The sequence below is a fragment of the Thermodesulfobacteriota bacterium genome (assembly GCA_034189135.1).
In the GTDB taxonomy this organism is placed as follows: Bacteria; Desulfobacterota; Desulfobacteria; order Desulfobacterales; family JAUWMJ01; genus JAUWMJ01.
Genome location: JAXHVO010000034.1, coordinates 21,680 through 45,833, shown reverse-complemented (window position 1 = coordinate 45,833; position 24,154 = coordinate 21,680). Strand labels below are relative to the sequence as shown.

The window sequence follows — 24,154 nt, the reverse complement described above, 5'->3', positions numbered from 1 at the left end:
AAAAATGGATTTGGTCGCAGAACAGTAATTTTAACACAATAATACCCCTTAAGGGGTTATCAGTATCGATGCCCTTATAGGGCTTTATGCAAGCCTCCGGCTGGGCCGGAGGTCATGACTCTAATATAATCATGGGGTTTTGGACTTAATTGGAACGCTTCAGATTTTAATTTGGTGGCGATGCAGGGACTTGAACCCCGGACACTGCGGATATGAGCCGCATGCTCTGACCACCTGAGCTACATCGCCATTATTTTTTTCTCAAATTTTAATAGCGCTTTCTCTAACAGTCTGTTTTAACATAGTCAAGTGGAAAACCAACCAAATGTACCATTTTATAATGGTCTCAGGTTCATATCGGATTGTTGAACACAGTTTTAATCTAAATCGAGGTGAAATCCGGCTGGCGAAGAGAAAAGCTTTGTCTTAACAATTCCAAAGGCAATATTTTTTTTAATCACGTTTTTACCCTGAACCGGAGACTTTTTTCTAAGACTTCCCCGATCCCGCTACCTGAACGGAATATTCTTCCAGACCACTCGGAAGGTTTGAAAATACAATCATAAACGGGAGCACCTGGCCGCTTTTAACATTTAGATTTATTCTTTTATCACCCAGGCGGTTTTTCAGTCGCTTAATAATGGCCGTTTGGTTAAGACTTTTAAGCTCTGTTTCTGATAATAAATTTCCACAATAAACCGTTTCTGTTTTTACCAGTGCTTTGCCCTGTTTATAGAGTTTGCCTGTCATTCTTATATGACGCCGGGAATGCTTGTATTCGTTTTTAATTTTACCGGTGACCACGAAAAGGGTTCCTATTTTCGGATTTTCTACAAATTTACCGTTTACGGACCTTTCAAAAATATTCATAGAAAGGTTGCCAATGTCTTTAACATCAGGTTGAAGCAGATCCCCCACTAAAGGTATTTCTCGGATAGCGTCGGTCACAGAAATCTTTATCCCCATGCTGTTTAAAATCTGCTGGGCCCCGTAAGCGCCTCCCACCAGAAGAACCAGGATCAGCAATATACGCATCGGCGCGCTCAGCCGCTTCTTACCCGCTGGTTTTTTTCTGGTTGCATAGGGTTTTGCTTTTTTTGAATCCGTAAAAGCTTCCACATCTTCAGCTTCGGATTCGTATTCCACCGCTCCCATATCAAAAGTATCATCAAGTTTTTCTTTTTGGGGTGAAACAAGTTGTTCTTCAATCGTTTCATCTTCTACCAGAAGATCCTGGGCGCTCCCATCAATTTCAAAATCCAGCTCCACTTCCTCTGGCTCCTCATCCTGTGGTTTTGTTTTTTCATCTGTATCGATCATGCTATCAATATCAGACAGATCGAATTTTTCTGTTGATTCCAGCTGTATTTCCGATGCGTTATCATCGGGGACGTCCGTGACTTCATCCACCATATCTAAATCCAACTCAAGCTCTTCCAATTCTTCAGCAGAAGCATCTTCTTCAATCTCTTTATCATTTTCACCCAGAGCGCTTTCCAGATCAGATAAATCGAATTCTTCCGCATCTCCCAATTCAACGGCCAACGAATCGTTATCAGTGTCTTCGCCCTCTTCCGTAACCATGTCTAAATCAAAATCAAGTTCATCTGTTTTTTCATCATAAACGTCTTCAGCAACCTGCTGATCTATTGTACCGGTTCCATCTTCCATATCAGGCAAATCGAGTTCTTCAATGGCTTCCGATTCAGGTTTTAGCTCTAGTTCAGCGTCATTTATGCTTTCAGCTTCGTCCATATCCAGATCCAGCTCAAAATCAAGTTCATCCGGCGCTTCTGCTTCTGCAACGGTGCTTTTTGGTGTTTTGTCGTCGGATTCCTTTTCATCTTCAAAATCAAGATCCAGTTCAAAGTCAAGATCATCATCTGCAGCCGGTTCAGCGCTTTTGGATTCCTCATCTTCAATTTCAAGGGAAGTGTCCGAATCCGACAAATCCATTTCAACGGTTTCTTCCAGTTCGGAATCGGATCCGTCTTGGTCGGAGATCTCATCAATATCAAGATCAAGTCCGAGGGTGTCATCGGTTGACTCGCTTTCAGTCTCCGGCGGTTTATCTTCATCAAGGATGTTTTCAAAATCAGAAAGATCCAAATCTTCTGTCTTTTCCAAATCGACTTCAGGTTCGGAATCACTTACCACTTCATCTTGATCGGAGCCAAAATCCAGTTCAAAGTCAAAGTCATCTTCCTCCGATGACTCACTTTCTTTGGCCGGTTCATCTTCTACATCAAGGATATTGTCCATATCAGACAGATTTAGCGCAACGGTTTCGTCGGGTTCGAAATCGGGCGAACCTTGGTCAGAGATTTCATCAATATCAAAATCAAGATCAAGCGCAAGGGTATCTTCGGAGGGGTCGCTTTCTGGCTCCGGTTCTTCGTCTTCTTCAGGGATACTATCCATTTCAGCAAGATCGAGATCTTCAGTTTTTTCCGACTCAAGAGTGGATTCCAATTTGGTCTCACCTTCATTTTCATCAATGTCAAGATCAAGTTCGAAGTCGAGATCTTCCTGCTGGGATGATTCGGTTTCTTCTGCCGGTTCATCTTTTACTTCCAGAATATTTTCCATATCCGACAGATCGATCTCTTCAGTTTTTTCCGACTCAAGAGTGGATTCCAGGCTGGTCTCACCTTCATTTTCATCAATGTCAAGATCAAGTTCGAGGTCGAGACCTTCCTCCTGAGATGATTCGGTTTCTTCTGCCGGTTCATCTTTTACTTCAAGGATATTTTCCATATCCGACAGATCCAGCGACAATGTCTCTTCGGAGATTTCGTCTTCTTTTAGAATATTATCCATTTGAGCAAGATCAAGCTCTTCAGTCTTTTCCGATTCAAGAGTGGATTCCAGGGTGGCTTCTTCTTTATCTTCTTCGGCGGTGAAATCGAAGCCAAGTTCACCGGATCCTTCTGATGAAGTCTCTGCGGAATCAGGCTCATTGTCCATGCCGAGTATGCCTTCAATTTCTTCCAGGTCAACGTTTTTAAGGTCTATTCCGTCTTCATCCGGCGTTTGGAGAGATGGTTCAGTATCCGGCGCAAACGGTGGCTCGTCTTTTGTGGCAAAGTCGGTCATTTCAGACTGGCCTTGTGAAGAAGTGGGATAGGCAGTAAAAACATTTTTGCATTTTGAGCACCGGACTTTAGAACCTGTTTCTTTTAAAAGGGTTTCATCAAAATTGAAACCGATACCGCATTTATTGCATGTTAAAATCATGGCAAACCCCGCTGATTATAATTTCAGGTGGTAAATTTCCGGCAGATTTCTATAATCTTCCGCATAATCAAGCCCGTACCCTATAAGGAACCCTTCCTGTACCACATGTCCGGAGTAATCAATTTGAATGTGGGTTTCTCTTCGCTCACGCTTGTCAATCAGGGCACAAATATTGACAGTGTCAGGCTTAAAAGATTTAAGATAATCGATTAGCCAGGCTAACGTCAAGCCTGAATCAACAATGTCTTCCACCACCAGTACGTTTTTGTTCTTAATATCGATATCTATGCTTTTGGTTAATTGAATCTTTCCCGATGATGAAGTTTTATCGCTGTAGCTGGAAATCCCTACGAAATCGACCTTTACAGGAATGGACAGGTTTCGCATGAGGTCAGAAAGAAAAACAAAAGAGCCTTTTAAAACACCGATGAGAACAAGGTCCCTGTCCTTATAATCCATTGAAATTTTACGTGCAATGTCAGCCACCATTTTGCCGATATCATCTTTTTTAAGGACAGGTATGAATTCAGGCATAGTAATAAGAAATCCCAACTCAATCAGAGCTATATTTTTAAATTGTGATTATTACACAGAATAGCTGTTCTTGTCAATATATTTAGGCGTTTAGTCAAGCCATATTGACAATATGTTGTCAATTCCAGACAGGATGTTGGTTTTAAGTTGAAAGATGCTGCCGTGAGTTACATGTTGAGCGCTACCGGTGGTTAACTGAAAATAATCCTGATTTATACCCCCCAACCCGGTATGCTATTTTCTGCTATGAAAAAGCCCTATTTTTTGGGTCGTTGGTATATACCACCTTGTTTCTACAGGCCGCTTTCTTTTAATTGTTTAATGATCTTTTTCTGCTCTTTGTTTAATTTTTTTGGTATGGGGATCTGGATATGAACATAAAGATCTCCCCGTTTTTTTCCTTTCATGGAAGGAAGTCCGTGGCCTGCGAGACGCATTTTGGTGCCATGCCTGGTCCCAGGGGGTATTTTCAGGCTTAACTCTTTTCCTTCAAGGGTTGGCACTGATATGCTCGTACCGAGAATGGCTTCACTTAACTTGAGGTCTCGATTTACATAGAGGTCATATTCCTTTGCACTATATATCGGATCATTCATTACCTTAGACTGAATATATAAATCGCCTGAAGGCCCGCCATAAGGACTCTCTTCCCCTTTTCCGGCAATACGCAGCTTTTTCCCGGTGATCATGCCTTGGGGAATCTTGACAGTCATTTTTTCATGGCGGCCTTTATGGTCAAAGCTGATGACCTTGCTTGTTCCTTTGGAAACCTCCTGCAAGGACAGTGGGAGCTCATATACAAGGTCCGGCCCTTTTAGTTGCTGCTGCCGGCCCGGATGAGAACCGAATGGGGATCCGGAACCACGTGAAAATCTCATACCCCCTCTGCGGCCCGTAAACGGGTTGGTCCCACCAAAGCCAAATTCTTTGAAGATATCACCGAAATCAAAACTTCGGAAAATATCCTCTTGAGAAAACCGTTGTTGAAAACCGTCAGAACCAAAAGTGTCGTACTGTTTACGTTTTTCCTTATCACTGAGCACGGCATAGGCTTCACTAATTTTTTTAAACTTTTCTTCAGCGTTTTTATCTCCCTTGGTGTGATCCGGATGATATTTCATGGCAAGTTTTCGGTAAGCCTTCTTGATTTCATCATCAGTGGCGGTTTTGGTTACCCCAAGTGTTTTGTAATAGTCTGTTCCTGACATTTATATTTCCTTATGTAAAAATTTTTTCATGTTGGATTATCCAGTATGAACAGAAAATAAGTTTAAAGTCCTTAAATGTCAAGGTAATTGGGAGGTGATTAAAATCACGTCGGCTATTTTCAGTAAACCATAGTCCCATCTACTTTGTTGTAGCGGTTTTTCAGCCATTCGCACTATTTTTTTTGTGAGCTTTAAGGGCAATCATAAGCACGGAAATGGCAGCCGGAGTGATTCCGTCTATGCGAGATGCCTGGCCCAGGGAAGAGGGGCTCACCGTTGACAGCTTTTCCTTCAATTCATTTGAGAGGCCATGGACAATGGAAAAGTCAAAATCCGGTGGTATTTTAATTTTTTCAAGGTCTTTGAACTTTTCAATTTCTTTGAGCTGCCGCTGGATATAGCCTTCGTACTTGATTTCTATTTCCACCTGACGGCTGATCTTAGGGCTGAGGTTGGCTGGACTTCCGGTCAGTTTTTCCACCGCACCATAATCAAGCTGAGACCTTTTGAGAAGTTGATCCAAATGAATCCCATTGGTGATTTCGCTGGAACCACGGCTCTTCAGGTAGTTGTTCACTTTTTTTGTTGGCTTGACAATGGTCTTCTTGATTCTTAGAATCTCATCGGCAATCCGGTGTTTTCTTTCTTGGATATCTTTTAATGTGTCATTATCGATTAAACCAAGCTCGTGACCGGTCTCCATAAGCCTAAGGTCTGCATTATCTTCCCGCAGCATAAGCCGGTATTCGGCTCTTGAAGTAAACATCCGATACGGCTCACGGGTACCCCTGGTGACAAGGTCATCAACCATCACTCCCATGTATGCTTGCGATCGGTCCAGAATGAAAGGCGGTCTTTTCTGAATGCGGCTCGCCGAGTTGATGCCTGCCCACATTCCCTGTGCGGCTGCCTCTTCATAACCGGAAGTGCCATTGATCTGCCCTGCCATATAGAGTCCCGAAATCGCTTTTGTTTCAAGTGTATGTTTAAGCTGGACGGGGTTGACATAGTCGTATTCTATGGCATATGCGGGGCGCATCATTTCAGCCTTTTCCAGTCCGTTTACAGATCGGACGAGCTGAATCTGGATTTCCATAGGCAGGCTGTTTCCAAGGCCGCTGGCATATATCTCTTCCGTATCGAGGCCTTCCGGTTCAAGGATGACCTGGTGCCTTTCTTTATCAGGAAATTTTACAATTTTATCTTCAAAGGATGGACAATATCTGGCGGAAACTCCCTTAATAATTCCGCCGTACAGTGCGCTGTGTTTAAGGTTGTCATAGACAATCTGATGCCCTTTCTGGTTGGTGTGCCCAATGTAACTCGGGATTTGAGGCATGGAAATTTTATCAGTAAAAAAAGAAAAGGGCACAGGGTCTGGTTCAACCTCCTGTCTTTCAAATTTGGTAAAATCGATAGTTGATTTTTTTAACCTGGGGGGTGTGCCGGTTTTCATCCTTCCCAGTTCGAATCCGAGCTCGCTCAAATGCGCTGGGAGGCCATAAGAAGCAAACTCTCCAGCTCTTCCTGCCTTAATTGATTTAAAACCAATATGTATAAGACCGCTTAAAAAGGTACCGGTCGCTAAAACAACAGAGCGCGCATGGTAGCCAAACCCAGTGACATCCTCCAGACCGATGACTCTCCCATCTTCTATCACCAGCTTTTCCACCATGGCTTGTTTTAAATCAAGGTTTGGCTGTTTTTCCAAAACAGCCTTCATGGCTATATGGTAGCGTATCTTGTCGTTTTGCGTTCTGGTTGAATGCACCGCCGGGCCTTTTTTGGTGTTCAGCGTTCTGAATGCAATAGTCGACTTATCGGTGATCCTGGCCATCTCTCCGCCCAGAGCATCTATCTCTTTAACCAGCTGTCCTTTTGCCATTCCACCGATGGACGGGCTGCAAGGCATCGCTGCCACTTTATCGAGATCAATGGCCAGAATAAGGACGCTGCATCCCATTCTGGCAGCAGCCAGAGCGGCTTCACATCCTGCATGGCCTGCACCGACCACTATGATGTCGTAATTTTTTTGATAAAATTGCATCTCTCTATTTTTGATAATCCGTGACTACTCATGCAGTCAGACTACTCACCTGGGTAGATACCCCTTGAGTTCTTTACCCCTTTATGGTTAAAAAATCATATAATCGAATCAATGGAAGGTCAAGCAATGATAGCTGAAGTGGATAAAAGATACAACGATTTAAACTCCTACTTTAAAAGTATTTTCGGATGCAGGGTTCAGAAAATTACCATAGATGCAGGTCTTTCCTGTCCAAACAGGGATGGGAAGATTTCGACGGGAGGCTGTATCTATTGCAACACGCGCGGATCAGGAACCGGCGCGTATGCAAAAGGGTTTTCCGTTACCGACCAGATCCTTGCAGGAAAAGAGGCCCTTTCCAAACGGTACAAGGCCAAAAAATTTATAGCATATTTTCAATCATTTTCCAACACTTACGCACCAATAGATTTGCTTAAACGCCTTTATGATGAAGCCCTGTCAATAGCAGGGGTGGTCGGCCTTTCCATTGGAACACGGCCGGACTGCGTGGACGAGCCTGTTTTAAAACTAATCGAAAGTTATACAAAAACACACCTGATATGGATCGAATACGGTCTCCAGTCCATACATGACAAGTCACTGGCGTTAATGAACCGGGGCCATGACTTTCAATGTTTTAAAGATGCGATTGAGGCAACTTTAAACAGGGGGATCAAGATATGTGCCCATGTGATTCTCGGGCTGCCCGGAGAAAAAAGAGGTGATATGATTGAAACGGCAAAGTCCATTGCCACAATGGGAATTGACGGGATAAAAATCCATCTTCTATATGTGGTTAGAGGAACTAAACTCGAAAAGCTGTACCGGCACCGGCAGGGTTCATACCAATGCCTCGAACAACGGCAGTATGTGGATCTGGTGTGCGACTTTCTGGAACGTATTCCCAAAGATATGGTTATTCAGCGACTTACCGGAGATCCCCATCCAGAAGAACTCGTCGCCCCCCGGTGGTCTGTTAAAAAAGCTCAAACCCTTGCCCTTATCAAAGAAACACTGGAAAACAGAGACTCATGGCAGGGAAAATTCTTGGATTAACTAACGACAACGTCACTTACAAGCTCTATCAGCAGCTTGTTTTTGTGTTTCGCGTAATTGTTGCGGGTTACGGGTTGCGGGATACGGGTTATAATAAAGCTATATTTCCTTTCAACAACGCACAACTCGTAACCCGCCACTCGCAACCCGATCATATTTTCTCAAGTTCGTATATACGGTTTCCGAGCCCAAGGCTTTGGGCATAGTCAAGCTGTATTTCCCAGTCCACCTTTGGATAGAGTTCCTTGAATTTATCTTTGCCGGGTTCGGTTTTTCCTTTAAGGCAGGTTCCTGCAAGACCGGTCTCTTTGTTTACCAGATCCACGGACGCCTGGTCAATGGCAACCGGATCTGTTGATGCCAGTATGCCGATATCCTTTACAATAGGTGCATCATTATAGGGATAGCAGTCACATGCCGGTGAAACGTTGGTAATGAAGTTCACAAACAGCGCCTTGTCTTGTTTACCCTTTAGAACACCCATGGTATATTCCACCATTTTCTCCAGGAAAACCGGTATCTGTTGATTCCACTGTACCTGCACAGCCTCATTGGGGCAAATAAGGATGCATTCGCCGCAACCGATACATTTTTTGATGTCAATCACGGCCTTTTCTTCAACCAAAGAAATGGCGCTTTGGGAACAGTGATCGACACAGTCTCCGCACCCGACGCATTTTTTTCTAACAATTTTTGGTGACACGGTTGAATGCTGGGAAAGTTTTCCTTTGCGGGACGCGCATCCCATTCCTAAATTTTTGATGGTTCCGCCAAAACCGGAAAGCTCATGCCCTTTGAAGTGGGCCACCGATACCAGAGCGTCCGCCTCGAAAATTTCCGACCCGATATATACTTTTTTAAAATTTTTTTGCCCGATTTTAACCACTGTTTCGCTTTTACCTCTTAAACCGTCTGCGATGATTACAGGGGCCTGCACAACGGAATAGGCAAAACCGTTTTGGATGGCGGTGGAAATATGATGTGGGGAATCGCTGCGGGTGCCCGAATAAAGTGTGTTGGCATCCGTTAGAAACGGAGCGCCGCCGACATTCCTAACGGCTTTTACTACCTTTTGCAAAAATACCGGCCGGATAAAAGCGGTATTTCCCATTTCGCCAAAGTGAAGCTTTACTGCAACCAGATCTCTATTGTTGATACAACCGGAAAGCCCTGCCGTAGCCAGCAGCCTTCCCAACTTACCCAACAGGTTTTCTCTGGCTGTTGCTCTTAGATCAATAAAATAGACTTTGCTAGTCATGGTTTTTTCTCCTTATGCAATATTGATGAACCGGTAAAAAGTGATAAAATTCCCTCTGTTTGTCAAAGATACAGCGTTTATGAGTGGGCCGGAAAAAATTGGGCTGAAGGTGAATAATGGGAGGAAACACTCTATACCAAGCCAGCGGCATAAAAATTGACGGAACAAGATGTTCAATTTTTAAAGAACTGGGTAATTATGAATCCATGATTACTATTTCGGCCTATATCCCTGTGCGAGTGGGTAGCGCCGGCCGTAACCGAACGCCTTTGACGTTACCTTAAGACCGGGGGCTGCCTGGTACCGCTTATATTCGCTCCTGTCCACCCTTGAAATAACATCCTCAACTGTTTCTCTGGCGAATCCCATTTTCACCAGTTCGTCTGCACCTTTATAGTCTTCGATATATCCCTTTAATATTGAATCTAAAATATCATACGATGGCAGATCATCCTGGTCTGTCTGTCCGGGTTTGAGTTCGGCGGAAGGCGCTTTGGTAATAATTCTGAACGGAATATATTCTTTTTCAGCATTTATAAAGCGGGCAAGTTTATAAACTTGTGTTTTGGGCACATCCGAGATGACCGCCAGCCCTCCATTCATATCACCATAAAGTGTGCAATACCCCACTGCAAGTTCGGATTTGTTTCCGGTGGAAAGAAGAATGCTGCCCTCCCTGTTGGACATGGCCATTAGAATAGTCCCTCTGATTCTTGCCTGTATATTCTGTTCCACAATACCCGGATTGCTTTTGTCGAAAGAAGGCGAAGTATATGGCAAAAACTCTTTGAGCATGCGATCAATCGGAATGTTTACAAGCCCTATTTCAAGGGTGTTGGCAAGTTTTTTTGTATCTTCATAATTATCTTTGGAAGTATATTGTGACGGCATAAAGACAGTGGAAACATTTTCTTTTCCCAAAGCCATGGTGGCAATATAAGCGGTTAATGCTGAATCTATTCCGCCACTTAAACCAACCACCACTTTGGTAAAACCACATTTTGTCACATAGTCGTGTGTCCCCATAATAAGGGCTTTGAGTAGGGATTCTGTATCCGATCCTGCCACTGCATGAAGATTCTGCCTATCAGGCTCAGAGATTCGCAAATCAAACAGGACCATATCTTCTTCAAAATCCTTTGCCCGGGCGGTCATCATTCCTTCTCGATTAAAAGCAGCACTTATTCCATCGAACAGCACGCTGTCATTTCCTCCCACCTGGTTGGCAAAAACAAAAGGAACATCATATTTTTTTGCAATAGATCCCAACATGTCCCATCTGAATTCTCTTTTGCCGACATGAAAAGGAGATGCGGATATATTTATGATTAGATCAGCGCCATCTTCTACCATCAATGATACGGGATTTAGGTGATACACTCTTTTTTTTATCACATCCTTGTCGTTCCAGACATCCTCACAAATGGTCAATCCTATCCTGTATCCCTTGTATGAAAAGCAGGCGGCTTTCCCCCCGGGTTCAAAATAACGCCTTTCGTCAAATACATCATAATTAGGCAGCAGCCGCTTGTTAACCCTGTGCAAAATTTTGCCGTTTTCAAAAAGAACGGCGGAGTTAAAAAGTCGGTTTCCTTCATCACCCGGGTTTTTATCGACAAAACCGCAAATAACACCTATGCTGCTTATGGTGGATATCAGATCGTTTAAACAGGCCAGGTTTGCCTCAATAAAATCTTCTTTTTCCAGAAGATCCCGTGGGGGATATCCTGAAACAGTAAGTTCGGAAAACACCACCAGGTCACAAGACAGAGCTCTTGCTTTGTCTGTATAGTATTTGATTCTGCTTAAATTATGTTTGAAATCACCGATTACGGGATTAATTTGGGCAATTGCTATTTTCATGACATACTTGGGTTGATGGTGAGAGTCTATAAAACGCTGAAATTAGAAAATAGAAATTAAAAATTTGGAATTCATGCTATTTTATTGCTTATTAATTATATTTAAGCACAGGCGGACTTTTTTGCCCATTTCGGCAGCAGATTTAAATCGCTTTTTTGCGCTCTTGGTCAGTGATTTGGTGATAATTGCCTCCAGGCAGGATGGAAGATTTGGTTTAATTTTTGACAATGGTATGTAGGACACATTTGAAATGGCATACATTAGATTTGTAAGGTTATCCCCTTTAAAAGGTTTTTCCCCGGTCAACAATTCATAAAGAACGACTCCCAAAGAAAAGAGATCGCTGCGGCCATCCAACTTTGCTCCTGCAACCTGTTCAGGTGACATGTAATTGGGAGTACCCAGGATGACCCCTGTCTGGGTTTTGGAAGCAGTCATCACACGGGCAATACCAAAATCAGCCACCTTTACCCTGTTGTTTTGCAAAAGAATAATGTTGTCAGGTTTTATATCTCTGTGTACCACACCATTGCGATGAGCATAATCAAGGGCTTCGGCTACTGACAAAACAACTTTTAATACCTGTTTGGGCCGGAGTAATTTATTTTTGCTGCAATATTCGGATAGATCCTTTCCTTTGAGAAATTCCATGGCCATGTAGGCCATATCGTATTCTTCTCCCACATCAAAAATGGTCACTATTTTAGTATGAGAAAGCTTTCCTGCAGCCTCCGCCTCACGAAAAAATCTCGTTTTTACTTCAGCCAGTTTATCGGCATCCACATCGGCATATTTCAGTGTCTTAATCGCCACTTCCCGGTTAATTTTCGGATCCATGCCAAGATAGACCGTACCCATTGCACCCTGACCAAGTTCCTTAATAATTTCATAGCGCCCCAGGGTGGGCTTGGTTGTGGCACCATTGATCAACAAAGTTTCTTCCTGCATGGTTGAACCAGGACTAAATATGGCGGTCTCGCCAAAACTTTCCAGAGCTTTTATGCGTTTGGTGATATCCTTGAATTTACCTGCTTTAAGCATATGGTTATAAACATCCAGTGCCTTTTTAAACATCCTTTTTCGTTCAAAATCGAGACCGAGATCATAAAGTAGGCTCCTGACCTCCTTGTTTTCAACAGGACAGCATGAAAATTTTTCAAAGGCAAAATCAAGCACACCCTTTTTCTGAAACGACAGGCCCAACATCTTGTTTAATTCCATGCTTTCACGCTGTTTTTCCTCGGCAAATCTTTTATATCCTGTGATAAAAAACCCGATGAAAGCCAGAAAAATCGGGGAAAGCACCTTAAGCCAGTAACCGAATACCATAAAAAGAACAACGGTAAATCCAATCCAGGTTAATAAAAAAATACTCAGTATCAAACCACCGTCTCTTGGATTTACCTTGGGAATAACAAATATAAGGAACAGGCCAAAATAAAGGACAACCATGGTTTCCATGGCAAAGCCCCAGGCGGGCCTGGAAAAATGTTTTCTATTAATAATATTCTCAACTACATTTGCGCAAATTTCAACTTTCGAAGCATCGCTATTTGCCGTTGTTTTAAACAGGGGAACAAAGTCTCTAGAAGTGACTCCAAGGAGAACGATTTTATCATTGAAGGCTTTTTCAGGAACTTTGCCGTGATAAACATCGGAAAATGAGTAACTGGTAATTTTTTGTCCCTTTCCGCCATAATCAATAAACATCTGGAAATATCCGTCAGTCGGGATTTCCAGGTTTTTAAGTCTCAGTCCGTCGTCAATCGGTATTATTTCATTAATACCCACCCCCACATATTTTGCAGCAAGTTGAAGGCCAATGGAGGGGAAATATCTTTCTTTATATTTGATAAAAAGTGGGGATCTTCTGACTTCAAAATCAGAGTCGATAGTCTGATTGATATGGCCCAGAGCTCCCGCCTTCCTGGCCAATTGATCGAAAGTGGCTGTCACTTGGTTGGCAACGATAATATCGCCGTCAAAAGCATAGGGATGTTGTGCCGGGCTTACCTTGTTTTTGCTGAAGTCGAGGGAATTAATAATTAAAATACCTGGCAATTCGGAGCCATCATCGTCATTTACGGGGCCGGTGTTAAAGCGCAGCGGCAAAACGATGTTGACTGCGTGATTTACAGCTGCAGTAAATTTATTGTCATGTTCAAGCCGTTTTTGGGATTTGGCCAGAAACCGGTCAATTTTAAGTCGACTTTTTCTGCTTCTGAGGAATGGTTCATTTTTAAATCTTCCTCTGATATTTATAATTTCCTTAAGTCCCGGATTTATTTCCTGGCTTGGGTATAAAAGATGCAGGCCAAATGCTTTAGGACTAAATCTGGAAAGACGGCTTATGACTTCGGCAATATATGAACGGGGCCATGGCCAGCAGCCGATCTCTTTTATGCTTTTCTCGTCAATTTTTACCAGTACCACCTGGCTGCTGATTTCCCTTTTTCGCAGGCGGGTAAGAAAATCATAGGCCTTGTATTCCAGAAACTGCATGGGATGAAACTCAAGCAGCATCCCCCCGATAACAAGCAGGGTGAGAATAGTGCAAATCAGCCAGTTGGAAAACAAAATTTTTTTAAGTTTCAGACTCATTAGACATTCAAGTATTAAACCAGTATTATTCCCATTCAACCATGGCAACGTTCTTCAGGTATCTTTGCGCGTCAAGATTTCCCCTGGTCGCTGCCTGCTTAAAATCTTCTATTGCCTTTTCTTTATCACCTGACAACAGGTAAACCCTTCCCCTGCCATAATAAAAAAGTCCTTTCTCTGGATCAAGTTCGATGGCCCTATTGATGGAAGACAGGCTTTTTTCATATTGGCCGAGCTCACCATATGACACGCCACGATGAAAATAAGCCTTGCTTTGTTCAGGTTCCAGGTTAATGACTTTATCGAAATACCTGATCGCATTCTCGTCGTTTCCGTAAACAGAACAGAGTATTGCCATGTCATACCAGTAGGCGGAGTCATTGTTTTGGTCTCTTTGATCTCTTTCCACCTCTCCTTGTTCGACAACATCTTTTTCTGCAGCCCCCGGGTTTTTTTCTGCGGAGATCTTTTCTGCTTGTTGTGTTTTATCAACTTTTTTCTGGTTTGCAGACAGTGTGCTGTTTACTCCCAAGATGAGCATGGAGACAAGGAGAATGATAAAAATTTTGTTAAAAAATTTGTGTACCCTCATTTTAATTCTCCTTACAAAATTGATGGCTTTGTAGGGCTCCCATCTGATGTGTTGCAGCGCTTTTTCAGACACTCGGTATCGGGTATGTAATGCCTCGTCTCTATAAAATCACGCCACCTTGGTTAGGGAGCTTTCTAGTTACCTATCGGTTATATTTAACAAATTGATTAGGTTTAATTTTATCATGTTTAGCGTTCTGGAAAAACTGCATTCAGACTGCCCGGTTTATGGTAAGGAAATCATTTATTATACCAGATAGTTAAAACATTTACCAAGTAAATGAAAGATTAAAAATATCAGCTTTTCATGCAGCCATCGGATATTGTATCAACAGCGGCAAAGCCCGGTTCATGAAGGGGGATCAATATATCGGCCATATGTTTAACTTTTAGCATGATATCATAAGCATCATAGGTATTTACCGGTGTACCCGGTGGAATGACCTCCATTTCCATTGCTTTTATTTCTTTTGGCGGGAATAAATTTTCCCTGATCACACAAAAACCGGTTATGGCTGCTTTTCCATCGGAAGTATCCACCAGTACAGTCAATCCCCCTTTGGTATGCACCGGCGTGTGCAGAACATGAATGCCCGGCAGGATTTCCGAATCTTCGGTAATCATTTTGATTTGTCCGTTTTGTTCCACATCTTCGATATAATCTTCGAGGTAACGGAAATCGAGAGGGTGGGGATGGTGGATACATTCCATCTCTTTTTCATGAATGTAAAACACCGCGTTCACGCATTTATAGTCATTTTCACAATGATCATTGTGCAAATGGGTGTGTATGACGATATCGATTTCCTCCGGTGACAAATTCCAGCGACTGAGTCCCTCTTCAAAGGTATAGATCTTTCCGTTGATCAACTTTTCTCTATCTGCCGATTGAATCGGACTCATTTCTCCGGTATCCACGAGGATATTTTTATCGCCGCCTTCAAGATACCAGGAGTAAATGGGTATGGTATAAGGCTTTCCATAGTCATGCTGGTACGTCATCATCCCCTTGTCGAAAACCTTGGTTCCCATTACAATAGGATGTATTTTATATTGGCACAAGGTTTGACTCCCATAATAAAAATATTAAAAATGACATAAAGGTTGAAATAATTCAACATTTAATATTATAACACCATCATAAAAAACGCAATAGCCCTGTTATCAAAACTTTGCATACGTCCAACCATGTGTAAAAAGAAAGACGATAGATTGTAAAAACACCAGCAAAATTTTTTAAGAAGATCAACTTTGCTGCACCTGTCACCGGTCCTTAAAGAAGCACCGGAAGGCCAAATAAAAAGGATGATATACAAGGCCTGGCGGTTTTAAAGGGACGAGACTATACATATAGTATGTTGAATTTCTGCAAAACCGCTGCAACGCAGTAGATGAGAATTTTTGCCACACCATCAACTTTAAAAAGGTTTTAGCAACATGGCCAAAGAAAATGATCTGATACTTATATATCTTGAAGATAAACCTCTTGCCTTCGCCAGAATAGAAGATATCCAGGCCGATTCAAAACCCGACTGGTACCACGTTAAGCTCCTTATTCTTCAAATTCCGGTTCAGATTGTCACCTGGATCTTGAAAGATATTTATATCAACGGCAGCGAATTTACCATGAACGGGAAGAAGATGCGGCTGGAAGAAGTCACAACTCCGGACGATACCATAAAACCGGACAGCACAAAACGACCGACGGACAAAAAAATGAATTCCGGAGATAACACCGGTGCCAAGGTGATTTCTATTAAAGATCTAAAAAAATGATGGATATGGCTTAATTTTTTAAGGGCATTGTTTCCCTTGAACGTGGCTCGATTTTACAGCAAAAATTTTTACGTCTGCATGATTTTGGGAGAAAATTGGTGCCGCAATGGATGGATTCAACTTCAAAGTGCACCACATTTTAAATAACTTTTGTTTGGTGAACCGGAGATTTCCCCATGGCTAAAAAACCCAGCTATGAAGAATTAGCCCAACGGGTAAATGAATTGGAACAGGAAAATAGCGAGCTCAAGCGGGTGGAGGATGCATTGCGTGAGAGCGAGGAAAAACATCGAAGTATTCTGGAAAATATTGAAGAGGGCTACTTTGAGGTCGATATGGCAGGGAGCTTAACTTTTTTCAACGACTCATTGGTAAAAATCCTCGGGTATACCCGCAATGAGTTGATGGGGATGAACAATCGACAGTACACCGACGAAGAGAATGCAAAAAAGCTATATCGAACCTTCAATAAAGTATATCGCACTGGAAAAACGCAAAAAGGCTTTGATTGGGAAATTATAAGAAAAGATGGCAACAGGGGATATGTTGAGGCCTCAGTCTCTTTAAGAAAGGGCACCGAAGGTCAGCTAATCGGATTTCGAGGGATTGTCCGGGATGTGAGTGAGCGCAAACAGGCGGAAAAGAGGGTTTTGCAATCGGAAAAACGTTTTCGTGACCTGTTCAATTCTATTAGTGATCTCATATATACTCATGACTTTGAAGGGCGCTTTATTTCATTAAACCCGGCCATGGAAAAGCTATTTGGATATGAGTATGATGAACTGGTCGGACAAAAGGGTTCGGATATAATGAAACCGGAATTTGCCAATGCTTTTGAAAGTGAATATCTGGAACCTCTCAAGGCGCAGGGATACCATGAAGGGGTCACCGTATATTTCAAGAAAAATGGCCAAAAGAGCTATATTGAATATCACAGCACGGTGGTTCATCCAGATGATGGAGAGCCTTTTGTCAGCGGTACGGGAAGGGATGTCACTGAAAGAATTTTATCGGAAAGAAAAGTTACCAAACTTCAGGAGCAATTGACCCAGGCCCTAAAAATGGAAGCGATCGGTACCCTGGCAGGGGGAATCGCACACGATTTCAACAATATTCTGTTCCCCATGTTCGGCTATTTAGAGATGATGTTGGAGGATATTGCTGAAGACCACCCGTTGCGTGGCTACCTGCTGGAGGTGTTTAGCGGAGCCAAAAGGGCACGGGATTTGATTAAGCAAATCCTTACGTTCAGCCGCCAATCGGATCATGAACGTAAACCGTTAGAAGCCCAAAGAATAATCAAAGAAGCCCTCAAACTGATCAAATCTTCCCTGCCCGCCACCATTGAGATCAGTAAGGATATACAAAACGATTGTGGACTGGTGCTGGCAGATCCCATCCAGATTCACCAGATCCTGATGAACCTGTGCACCAATGCCTATCAAGCCATGGAGGCCACCGGCGGGAAGCTGACAATAACCCTCAAAGAAGTCGAGTTGACGGCCAAAGAATTAAAAGACCCGAACATGATCCCGGGTCTGCATATTTGTCTGACAGTGGCCGACACCGGCCCCGGTATGGAGCAGAGCATCATAGACCGAATATTTGATCCCTATTTTACCACCAAAGAAGAAGGTAAAGGTTCGGGTCTGGGTCTTGCAGTTATTCATGGCATTGTCAAAAACCATGGGGGGTTTATCCGCGTTTATAGTGAACCGGGAAATGGAGCCGAATTTAAGGTTTATCTTCCAGTGATAAAAAAACAGAAAGAAACAGCAGCAGTTGAAACTGATACGCCCATTCAAAAAGGGACTGAACGCATCCTTCTGGTTGACGACCAGGACATTATTGTGGATATGGAAAGGAAAATGCTTGAGCGGTTGGGGTACCAGGTGACGGTTCGTACCAGCAGCATCGAGGCTTTGGAGGCCTTTCGGGCTAATCCTGACAAATTTGATCTGGTCATCACCGACATGACCATGCCCAACATGACCGGGGACAAACTGGCCGGTGAGATGATTAAAATTCGCTCTGATATGCCGGTTGTTCTCTGTACCGGATTCAGTGAAATGATGTCCAAGGAAGAGGCTGCAGCCATGGGAATAAAAGGTTTTCTGATGAAGCCGGTGGTAATAAAAGATCTTTCGGGTGTCATCCGCAAGGTGTTGGATGGCTAATTGAACCAATTGATAATCCCATCATTGCTTCCGGAAAACCTTGAAAATTTCAGCACCGCCAGATATATGCCTCACCCATATTCCATCTTTCCTTCTTTGCTTAAACGTTCAAAAGCGGAAAATTTTGCAGAACATTAAATGTGTTGACTGACACACAACACCTACAAAATATTAATAACCGGTATGAAAAAACAGCGAAAGAAATAAAACAATGAACGTTATATATTAAAACAACAATGGGTTCCAAAGGTCTCCCTGGTCAATGTTTATTGGCATCAGTTGGAGTTTAGCTGTTTTTTTATTCTTGACTACAGTTCAGTTGCAGTATAAACAATAAAAGACGCTTTGAAAATGAATGATATTTAAATATTTAAACCGATTTTGCTCTATTGTTGAATAGATGATTTTACACTGTGAGACTTTTGCAAAACGACACTTTCCGAAGTCTACGCTTATCTGCCCGATTTCTTCACCAGGCTCAAATTTCAATCTCCAAAATATTATATATATTCCTGTGGCTAAAATTTTCGCCTTCTTTGAACTCGAACAGACATTACCATTTTTCAAATGTCTCACCGTAACACCCTTGATAGATGATGTTTTTCCTCTGTGAGTCAATATTAACAGAAGTTTATTCCCCAACATACGTTTTTACATAATAAGGAGGTATTCACATGAAGATCAAGAGCTTAAAATTATTGTTTATCCTGCTTGTATCGGTTCTGTTTTTATTGGCCGCAAACAGCGCGTTGGCAAAAAAGCCGATTGTGATCGGATGCCCGTTATCGACGGCATACCTGTATGGCTGGGATGCAGAAAGGGGTGTCAAGCTGGCCGTTGAAGAGATCAACGCCAAAGGGGGCGTAAATGTGGGGGGTAAAAAGCGCCCATTCAAGGTAGAGGTGATAGATACCAGGGATTTAGAACCCGGTGTTCCGGTGAGTGAAGCCCTTTTGGCTGTGGAAAAGCTGATTTTAGACAAGAAAGCCGACTTCCTTATCGGCGGACCGGTCCGCTCAGAAGCGGCCCTGGCAGCCATGCCCCTTTTGTCAAAATACAAAAAAGTGTCTATTCTTACCACCGGTGTGTTGACTCCCAAATACCATGCCATGGTGGCCAAGCAGTATGACAAGTTTAAATACTGTTTTCGTATCCACGGTGAGGCCAAGCAGCTCGTGGGCGAGATGTTCGCCAATTTTGGTGAACTCAAAGAAAAATACGGATTCAACAATCTGTTTATTATTGCCCAGGATGTTTCCCATGCACGCGGTGCGGCAAATGTGATGCAAAAAGTCGCCACCAAAAAAGGGTGGAATGTCACCGGCGTGGAAATATATCCCACCGGTGCGACCGATTTTTCCATGGGACTGTTGAAAGCCAAAAAAACCAAAAGCGAAATTATCAATATCTGGATGGACATGCCTGAAAGCGCCATTCTCTTAAAACAATGGTATGAGATGAAGATTCCTGCGCTTCCCTTCGGCTCCACCCTGGCTGCCGCCGAACAGCCCGGTTTCTGGAAAGCCACCAAAGGCAAAGGGGAATACACCCTGTGTAATGTGGTCAACGCCGGTAATGCGCCCTCCAATGCCACCCCGTGGACCATGAAATTTTACAACGCCTATGCCAAAAAATGGGGAGTTGAACCGGAAGGCCTGGGTACGTCCAGCAGTTACATGGCTGTGCATGTATTGAAAGATGCCATCGAGCGTGCCGGAAGTCTCGACTCCAACCAGGTGGTCACAGAACTGGAAAAAACCGATGTGATGGGGGTTTACGGAAGGCTTCGGTTCGATCCTAAAAGTCACCAGGTCATCCCGGCAGCCGATCCCAAAGACGGCGCTGTGGGCAGTATTTTGCAGTGGCAGAAGGGAAACCGTGTGGTGGTGTATCCCAAAAGTATCGCTGTTGGCAGCATCCAGCTTCCGCCATGGATGAGAAAGTAACTATCCGAATCCAAGGGGATAGATCTTGATTATTCCTTTAAGTGGTTACATCGTAATCACAACACGGTGCAGATTAAAGGTTGCGTGTTACGGTTAACAACACGCATCACGTAACCCGTACATAACTCAATCAATTCGGTACAGCCTTTTGTCGTTGACCTGCTCCATAGGACCAGGTTTTATGTGGTAGAATAAAATATGGATATTCTGATCTACGGAACCATCAACAGTGTGGCCCTGGCGCTTTATGCCCTGGGTTTTGCCATGGTGTATGGCGTCAGCCGGCTGCCAAATTTTGCTCACGGTTCGCTGTATGTTCTAAGCGGGTTTGTGACCTGGGGTTTTCTTAACTCCCTGGGGCTGAATTACCTGCTCAGCATTATCCTGGCCATGATCGCTACCGCTGTGATTGGTGCTCTGATTTACCAGTTTGTGCTGATTCGTATCCGGGGCATGGAGATCTCGGAAATCATTGCTTCTTACGCCATCGGGCTTGCCATACTCGAAGGGTTGAGGTGGGGCGGTTTCAAGGGAATGACTTACACCCTGCCCGCCTTTATTGAAGGGAGTGTGACCATCGGCGATATCCCCGTAGATTACCAGCGAATGTTGGTGGTGGGTATTGGAGGGGTTCTGGTGGTATGCCTGTGGCTTTTCACCCGTTACACACGGGTTGGCCTGGCTCTTAAAGGAATGGCTCAAGACGAGCGTGCGGCCATGATGCTTGGAATTGATTCTGATTTTATGGCGGTGGTGGCCATGGGTTTCGGTTCAATGCTGGCAGCCCTTGCCGCAATTCTTCTGCTTCCTTTGGGAAACATAGTGGTGGAATCAGGTTATAATGTCCTGATTCTGGCCATTTCCGTTTGCATTGTAGGCGGACTGGGAAGCTGGATAGGCGCAATCTTGGCCGCCTTTCTCATCGGTTTTGCTCAAATCCTGACCGCTGTCTATTTGGGCTCTCATTATCAAATGGTGGTGGCATTGCTGGCCATCATTGTGACTTTGATCATTAAACCATCCGGTCTTTTCGGAAGACAGAAAGAACTGGAGGAAAGGGTTTGAAGGAAAACACTGAACGTCGCAGAGAAAGGATAGATCGGGGGATAAAGGTACGCACGGACGGAATTTATGCCATGATGTCATGGCGCGAGTTATCTTATTTATCCGCTCCCAGGTTGGTACTGATTTTGGGGATGTTGATTCTGCCTGTGGTGATGCCCGGGATGTACTGGCAGCGGGTCATTACCATTACCTGCATATATGCGCTTCTGGCCTTAAGCTTTGATTTTCTGGCGCATTTCGTCGGTCTGGTCTGTCTTGGCGGCGCGTTTTTTGTTGGGACCGGTGGCTATATGGCCGCCATACTCAATACGTCATTCGGTTTGTCTCCTTTGCTAACGATTCCCCTGGCTACCGTGGTAGGTGCCAGTGTATGCACCCTGCTTTTACTTCCCTGCCTTCCGTTAAGAGGGGTTTATTTTGCCATCGTCAGTCTCATGTATCCTTTGTTTTCCGCCCGGGTTATTGAGGCGTTTGATATTCTCGGTGGCACGGACGGTATTATCGGCATTGACGGCTTTTCCAGCAACTGGATTGAGCAGTACTTCGTTATCGGGGTGACTCTCCTTTTTCTCTTTGGGATCAGACGACTGGTGAATATGGATATCGGTCTTGTTTTTCGCGGCGTTAAAGACAACGATCAGGCAATCAAGGCATCGGGAATGGACATCACTCGTATTAAAGCCATGGCTGTTTTTATCGCTTCGGCCATGGGCTGTTTGAGTGGCGCATGTCTGGTCCACATCTATATGTGGTCAGGTATTTCTCAGTTTGCGCTTGATTTTTCAATTCTACCAATTGCAGCCACAGTGATAGGTGGTGGAGGAACGCTGGTGGGTCCGATTATCGGCTGCATGATTTTAGTCCCTATTTCCGAACTGCTGCGGGATTTTGGAACGCTTCGAATCGTTTTCTATTCCATCATCCTGGTGGGTTTCATCGTTTTTAAAAGTGAAGGAATCATGGTTTATGGACAGCGAAAATATCATCAGTTTGAAAGGTGGACAAAAGTATGACCGTAGATCCGATTCTTACAGTGCAGGAAGTAACCAAAACCTTTGGTGGGATTATTGCTTTAAACAGAGTCAGTTTCGATGTTTACGAAGGAGAAATATTGGGGATTATCGGTCCCAACGGGTCCGGAAAGACCACCGTGGTCAACTGCATCACCGGTTTTATTAAGGCATCCTCGGGCAGGGTCTTTTTTCGCGGAAAAGATATCACCAGCAAGGCGCCGCACAAAATTGCCGATATGGGAGTGACCAGGACCTTCCAGATAATGCGACCCTATTACACCTTACCTGCGTATAAGAACCTGGTTATCCCGCTGTTTTCTCCTCGTGCAAAGCGAACCGGAGGCTGGCGGGGCGGTGGAAAGCTTGGTGACAGGAACACCGTGAGCATTGATATCTTAGAAGAGATCGGCTTTGAAAGGGATTCGTTTGTTCCATATAAAATAACCTCTGCCCTGCCGACAGGATACCTTAAACGACTGGAGCTTGCCAGGTGTCTTGCCCTAAAGCCCGATCTTATTATCTGCGATGAAATTTTCTCAGGTCTTTCCATGAGCGAAATCGCAAGCATGGTGCCACTTATTGAACGCCTCCAGATGGACGGAATCACCCTGATCATGATTGAGCACAGGTTACGGGAACTGTTTCGAGTGGCCAACCGGATCATGGTTTTAAATTTTGGTGAAAAGCTTATTGAAGGTACATCGGAAGAGGTGATGGCGGACGAACGGGTTAAAGAAGCATATTTCGGGTCTGAAAATGTTGAGGAGGTGATGGATCATGCTTGAAGCAACAGGCCTGATGGTATTTTACGAAAATATGCTCGCGTTGAATAATATCAGTATCCGGTGCGGTGAAAATCAAATCACAGGTGTGTTCGGTGCCAACAGTGCGGGAAAATCAACCCTGATGTACGCCCTTTCGGGTATTATGCTCGATATTAAGAAAAAAGAAGAAATGTCCGGGGGAGAACGTATCACTTTGACCGGACAGGTCAAATTTTTGAATCAAGACATTATGGATCTTAAACCGAGCAAACGGGCTAAAAAAGGAATCATCCTCTGTCCGGAAAGACGCCGAATTTTTAAAGAAAGCTCTGTGATGGAAAACCTGCGAATCGGCGGATACCTGGCCACACCTTCCCAGGCAAAGGAGACTCTCGACTATGTGTTTACCATTTTTCCCGCCTTGAAGAAACTGAAAAACCGGATCGGAGGATTTTTAAGCGGAGGGGAACAGCAGATGCTGGCCATTGGCCGGGCACTCATGGCCCAGCCTAAAATACTGTTTTTGGATGAACCTCTGTTAGGGCTAAGCCCTTTGATGCAGGCCATGCTCGTTCGTGCAGTGAAAGAGATACGGGACGAAAAGAAAATCTCCATCATTATTACCGAGCAGTACGCCCGCCCGGTGCTACCTGTTGTTGATTATGCCTTTATACTGGAAAACGGCGCTGCGGTGATGGAAGGAACGCGGGAAGAGTTGATGAACAACCCGGATGTTCGTTCGGCTTATTTTGGGGTATAAGGGAGAAGTCTGTATTTGCAGCAAAATATTTTTTTCACCGCCCGCATCGCTTGAGACGCTAAGAATGCAAAGATAACCCTTTTTTTTTGCCGTTGAGAAGAACGGCAAAAAAAAATTCTCAACCACTCTGTGGCAAAAGTTGGTTTTTTAACGTTCAGACAGGATAGTTGCTATGGAGGATTTTATTATCCAACAGGATTGTTCATTGTTGCTTTCAACCCTTTTATCCTGCTTCAGTTAGCGGGGTTCAGCGTAAAG

At 43.8% G+C, this 24,154-nt stretch carries 17 protein-coding genes and 1 tRNA gene; 8 read left to right on the top strand and 10 right to left on the bottom strand.

Going from position 1 to position 24,154, the window contains the following annotated elements; translation table 11 throughout:
• Positions 1 to 172: 172 nt before the first annotated feature.
• The 5 genes from SWH54_05210 to mnmG form a co-directional block, all read right to left on the bottom strand.
• A tRNA-Met gene (locus SWH54_05210) sits at positions 173 to 249 on the bottom strand.
• Between the two features lie 240 nt (positions 250 to 489).
• Positions 490 to 3,237, bottom strand: a complete 2,748-nt coding sequence (locus SWH54_05205; protein ID MDY6790651.1) for a DUF3426 domain-containing protein — start codon at positions 3,235 to 3,237, stop codon at positions 490 to 492.
• Positions 3,238 to 3,252: 15 nt separating this feature from the next.
• Positions 3,253 to 3,771: a hypoxanthine phosphoribosyltransferase gene (gene hpt, locus SWH54_05200; GenBank protein MDY6790650.1), complete on the bottom strand. Its 519-nt coding sequence runs from the start codon at positions 3,769 to 3,771 to the stop codon at positions 3,253 to 3,255.
• A 293-nt stretch (positions 3,772 to 4,064) separates the two neighbouring features.
• Entirely contained in the window at positions 4,065 to 4,979 is a 915-nt protein-coding gene (locus SWH54_05195) for a DnaJ C-terminal domain-containing protein (protein ID MDY6790649.1), read from the bottom strand.
• Positions 4,980 to 5,139: 160 nt separating this feature from the next.
• Entirely contained in the window at positions 5,140 to 7,026 is a 1,887-nt protein-coding gene (mnmG, locus tag SWH54_05190) for a tRNA uridine-5-carboxymethylaminomethyl(34) synthesis enzyme MnmG (GenBank protein ID MDY6790648.1), read from the bottom strand.
• 126 nt (positions 7,027 to 7,152) lie between these two features.
• Between mnmG and SWH54_05185 the strand changes: the two genes are divergently transcribed.
• Positions 7,153 to 8,082: a TIGR01212 family radical SAM protein gene (locus tag SWH54_05185; GenBank protein ID MDY6790647.1), complete on the top strand. Its 930-nt coding sequence runs from the start codon at positions 7,153 to 7,155 to the stop codon at positions 8,080 to 8,082.
• A 151-nt stretch (positions 8,083 to 8,233) separates the two neighbouring features.
• On the opposite strand, the gene SWH54_05180 is transcribed toward SWH54_05185, so the two are convergent.
• The 5 genes from SWH54_05180 to SWH54_05160 form a co-directional block, all read right to left on the bottom strand.
• On the bottom strand, positions 8,234 to 9,340 hold the full coding sequence (locus tag SWH54_05180) for a DUF362 domain-containing protein (protein MDY6790646.1): 1,107 nt from the start codon (positions 9,338 to 9,340) through the stop codon (positions 8,234 to 8,236).
• Positions 9,341 to 9,553: 213 nt separating this feature from the next.
• On the bottom strand, positions 9,554 to 11,203 hold the full coding sequence (locus SWH54_05175) for an NAD+ synthase (GenBank protein ID MDY6790645.1): 1,650 nt from the start codon (positions 11,201 to 11,203) through the stop codon (positions 9,554 to 9,556).
• A gap of 81 nt (positions 11,204 to 11,284) precedes the next feature.
• Positions 11,285 to 13,804, bottom strand: a complete 2,520-nt coding sequence (locus SWH54_05170; GenBank protein MDY6790644.1) for a serine/threonine-protein kinase — start codon at positions 13,802 to 13,804, stop codon at positions 11,285 to 11,287.
• A gap of 25 nt (positions 13,805 to 13,829) precedes the next feature.
• Positions 13,830 to 14,396 (bottom strand): tetratricopeptide repeat protein, encoded by a 567-nt coding sequence (locus tag SWH54_05165; GenBank protein MDY6790643.1) that lies wholly within the window; start codon positions 14,394 to 14,396, stop codon positions 13,830 to 13,832.
• A 296-nt stretch (positions 14,397 to 14,692) separates the two neighbouring features.
• Complete coding sequence (locus tag SWH54_05160) at positions 14,693 to 15,457, bottom strand: N-acyl homoserine lactonase family protein (GenBank protein MDY6790642.1); 765 nt, start codon at positions 15,455 to 15,457, stop codon at positions 14,693 to 14,695.
• A 375-nt stretch (positions 15,458 to 15,832) separates the two neighbouring features.
• Between SWH54_05160 and SWH54_05155 the strand changes: the two genes are divergently transcribed.
• The 7 genes from SWH54_05155 to SWH54_05125 all read left to right on the top strand — a co-directional run bounded on the left by SWH54_05155 (position 15,833) and on the right by SWH54_05125 (position 23,896).
• A complete protein-coding gene (locus SWH54_05155) occupies positions 15,833 to 16,171 on the top strand; it encodes a hypothetical protein (protein ID MDY6790641.1) in 339 nt (112 codons plus the stop codon).
• Between the two features lie 176 nt (positions 16,172 to 16,347).
• Positions 16,348 to 18,348, top strand: a complete 2,001-nt coding sequence (locus SWH54_05150) for a PAS domain S-box protein (GenBank protein ID MDY6790640.1) — start codon at positions 16,348 to 16,350, stop codon at positions 18,346 to 18,348.
• A gap of 674 nt (positions 18,349 to 19,022) precedes the next feature.
• Positions 19,023 to 20,294 (top strand): ABC transporter substrate-binding protein, encoded by a 1,272-nt coding sequence (locus SWH54_05145; protein ID MDY6790639.1) that lies wholly within the window; start codon positions 19,023 to 19,025, stop codon positions 20,292 to 20,294.
• A 198-nt stretch (positions 20,295 to 20,492) separates the two neighbouring features.
• Positions 20,493 to 21,359: a branched-chain amino acid ABC transporter permease gene (locus SWH54_05140; protein MDY6790638.1), complete on the top strand. Its 867-nt coding sequence runs from the start codon at positions 20,493 to 20,495 to the stop codon at positions 21,357 to 21,359.
• The gene (locus SWH54_05135) at positions 21,356 to 22,372 is read left to right on the top strand and encodes a branched-chain amino acid ABC transporter permease (GenBank protein MDY6790637.1); all 1,017 of its coding nucleotides are present in this window, start codon (positions 21,356 to 21,358) and stop codon (positions 22,370 to 22,372) included. The genes SWH54_05140 and SWH54_05135 overlap by 4 nt, the downstream gene beginning before the upstream one ends.
• Entirely contained in the window at positions 22,369 to 23,157 is a 789-nt protein-coding gene (locus SWH54_05130) for an ABC transporter ATP-binding protein (GenBank protein ID MDY6790636.1), read from the top strand. Before SWH54_05135 ends, SWH54_05130 begins: the two co-directional genes overlap by 4 nt.
• Positions 23,150 to 23,896, top strand: coding sequence for an ABC transporter ATP-binding protein (locus SWH54_05125; GenBank protein MDY6790635.1), 747 nt, complete (start codon positions 23,150 to 23,152; stop codon positions 23,894 to 23,896). The genes SWH54_05130 and SWH54_05125 overlap by 8 nt, the downstream gene beginning before the upstream one ends.
• The last annotated feature ends 258 nt before the right edge of the window (positions 23,897 to 24,154 follow it).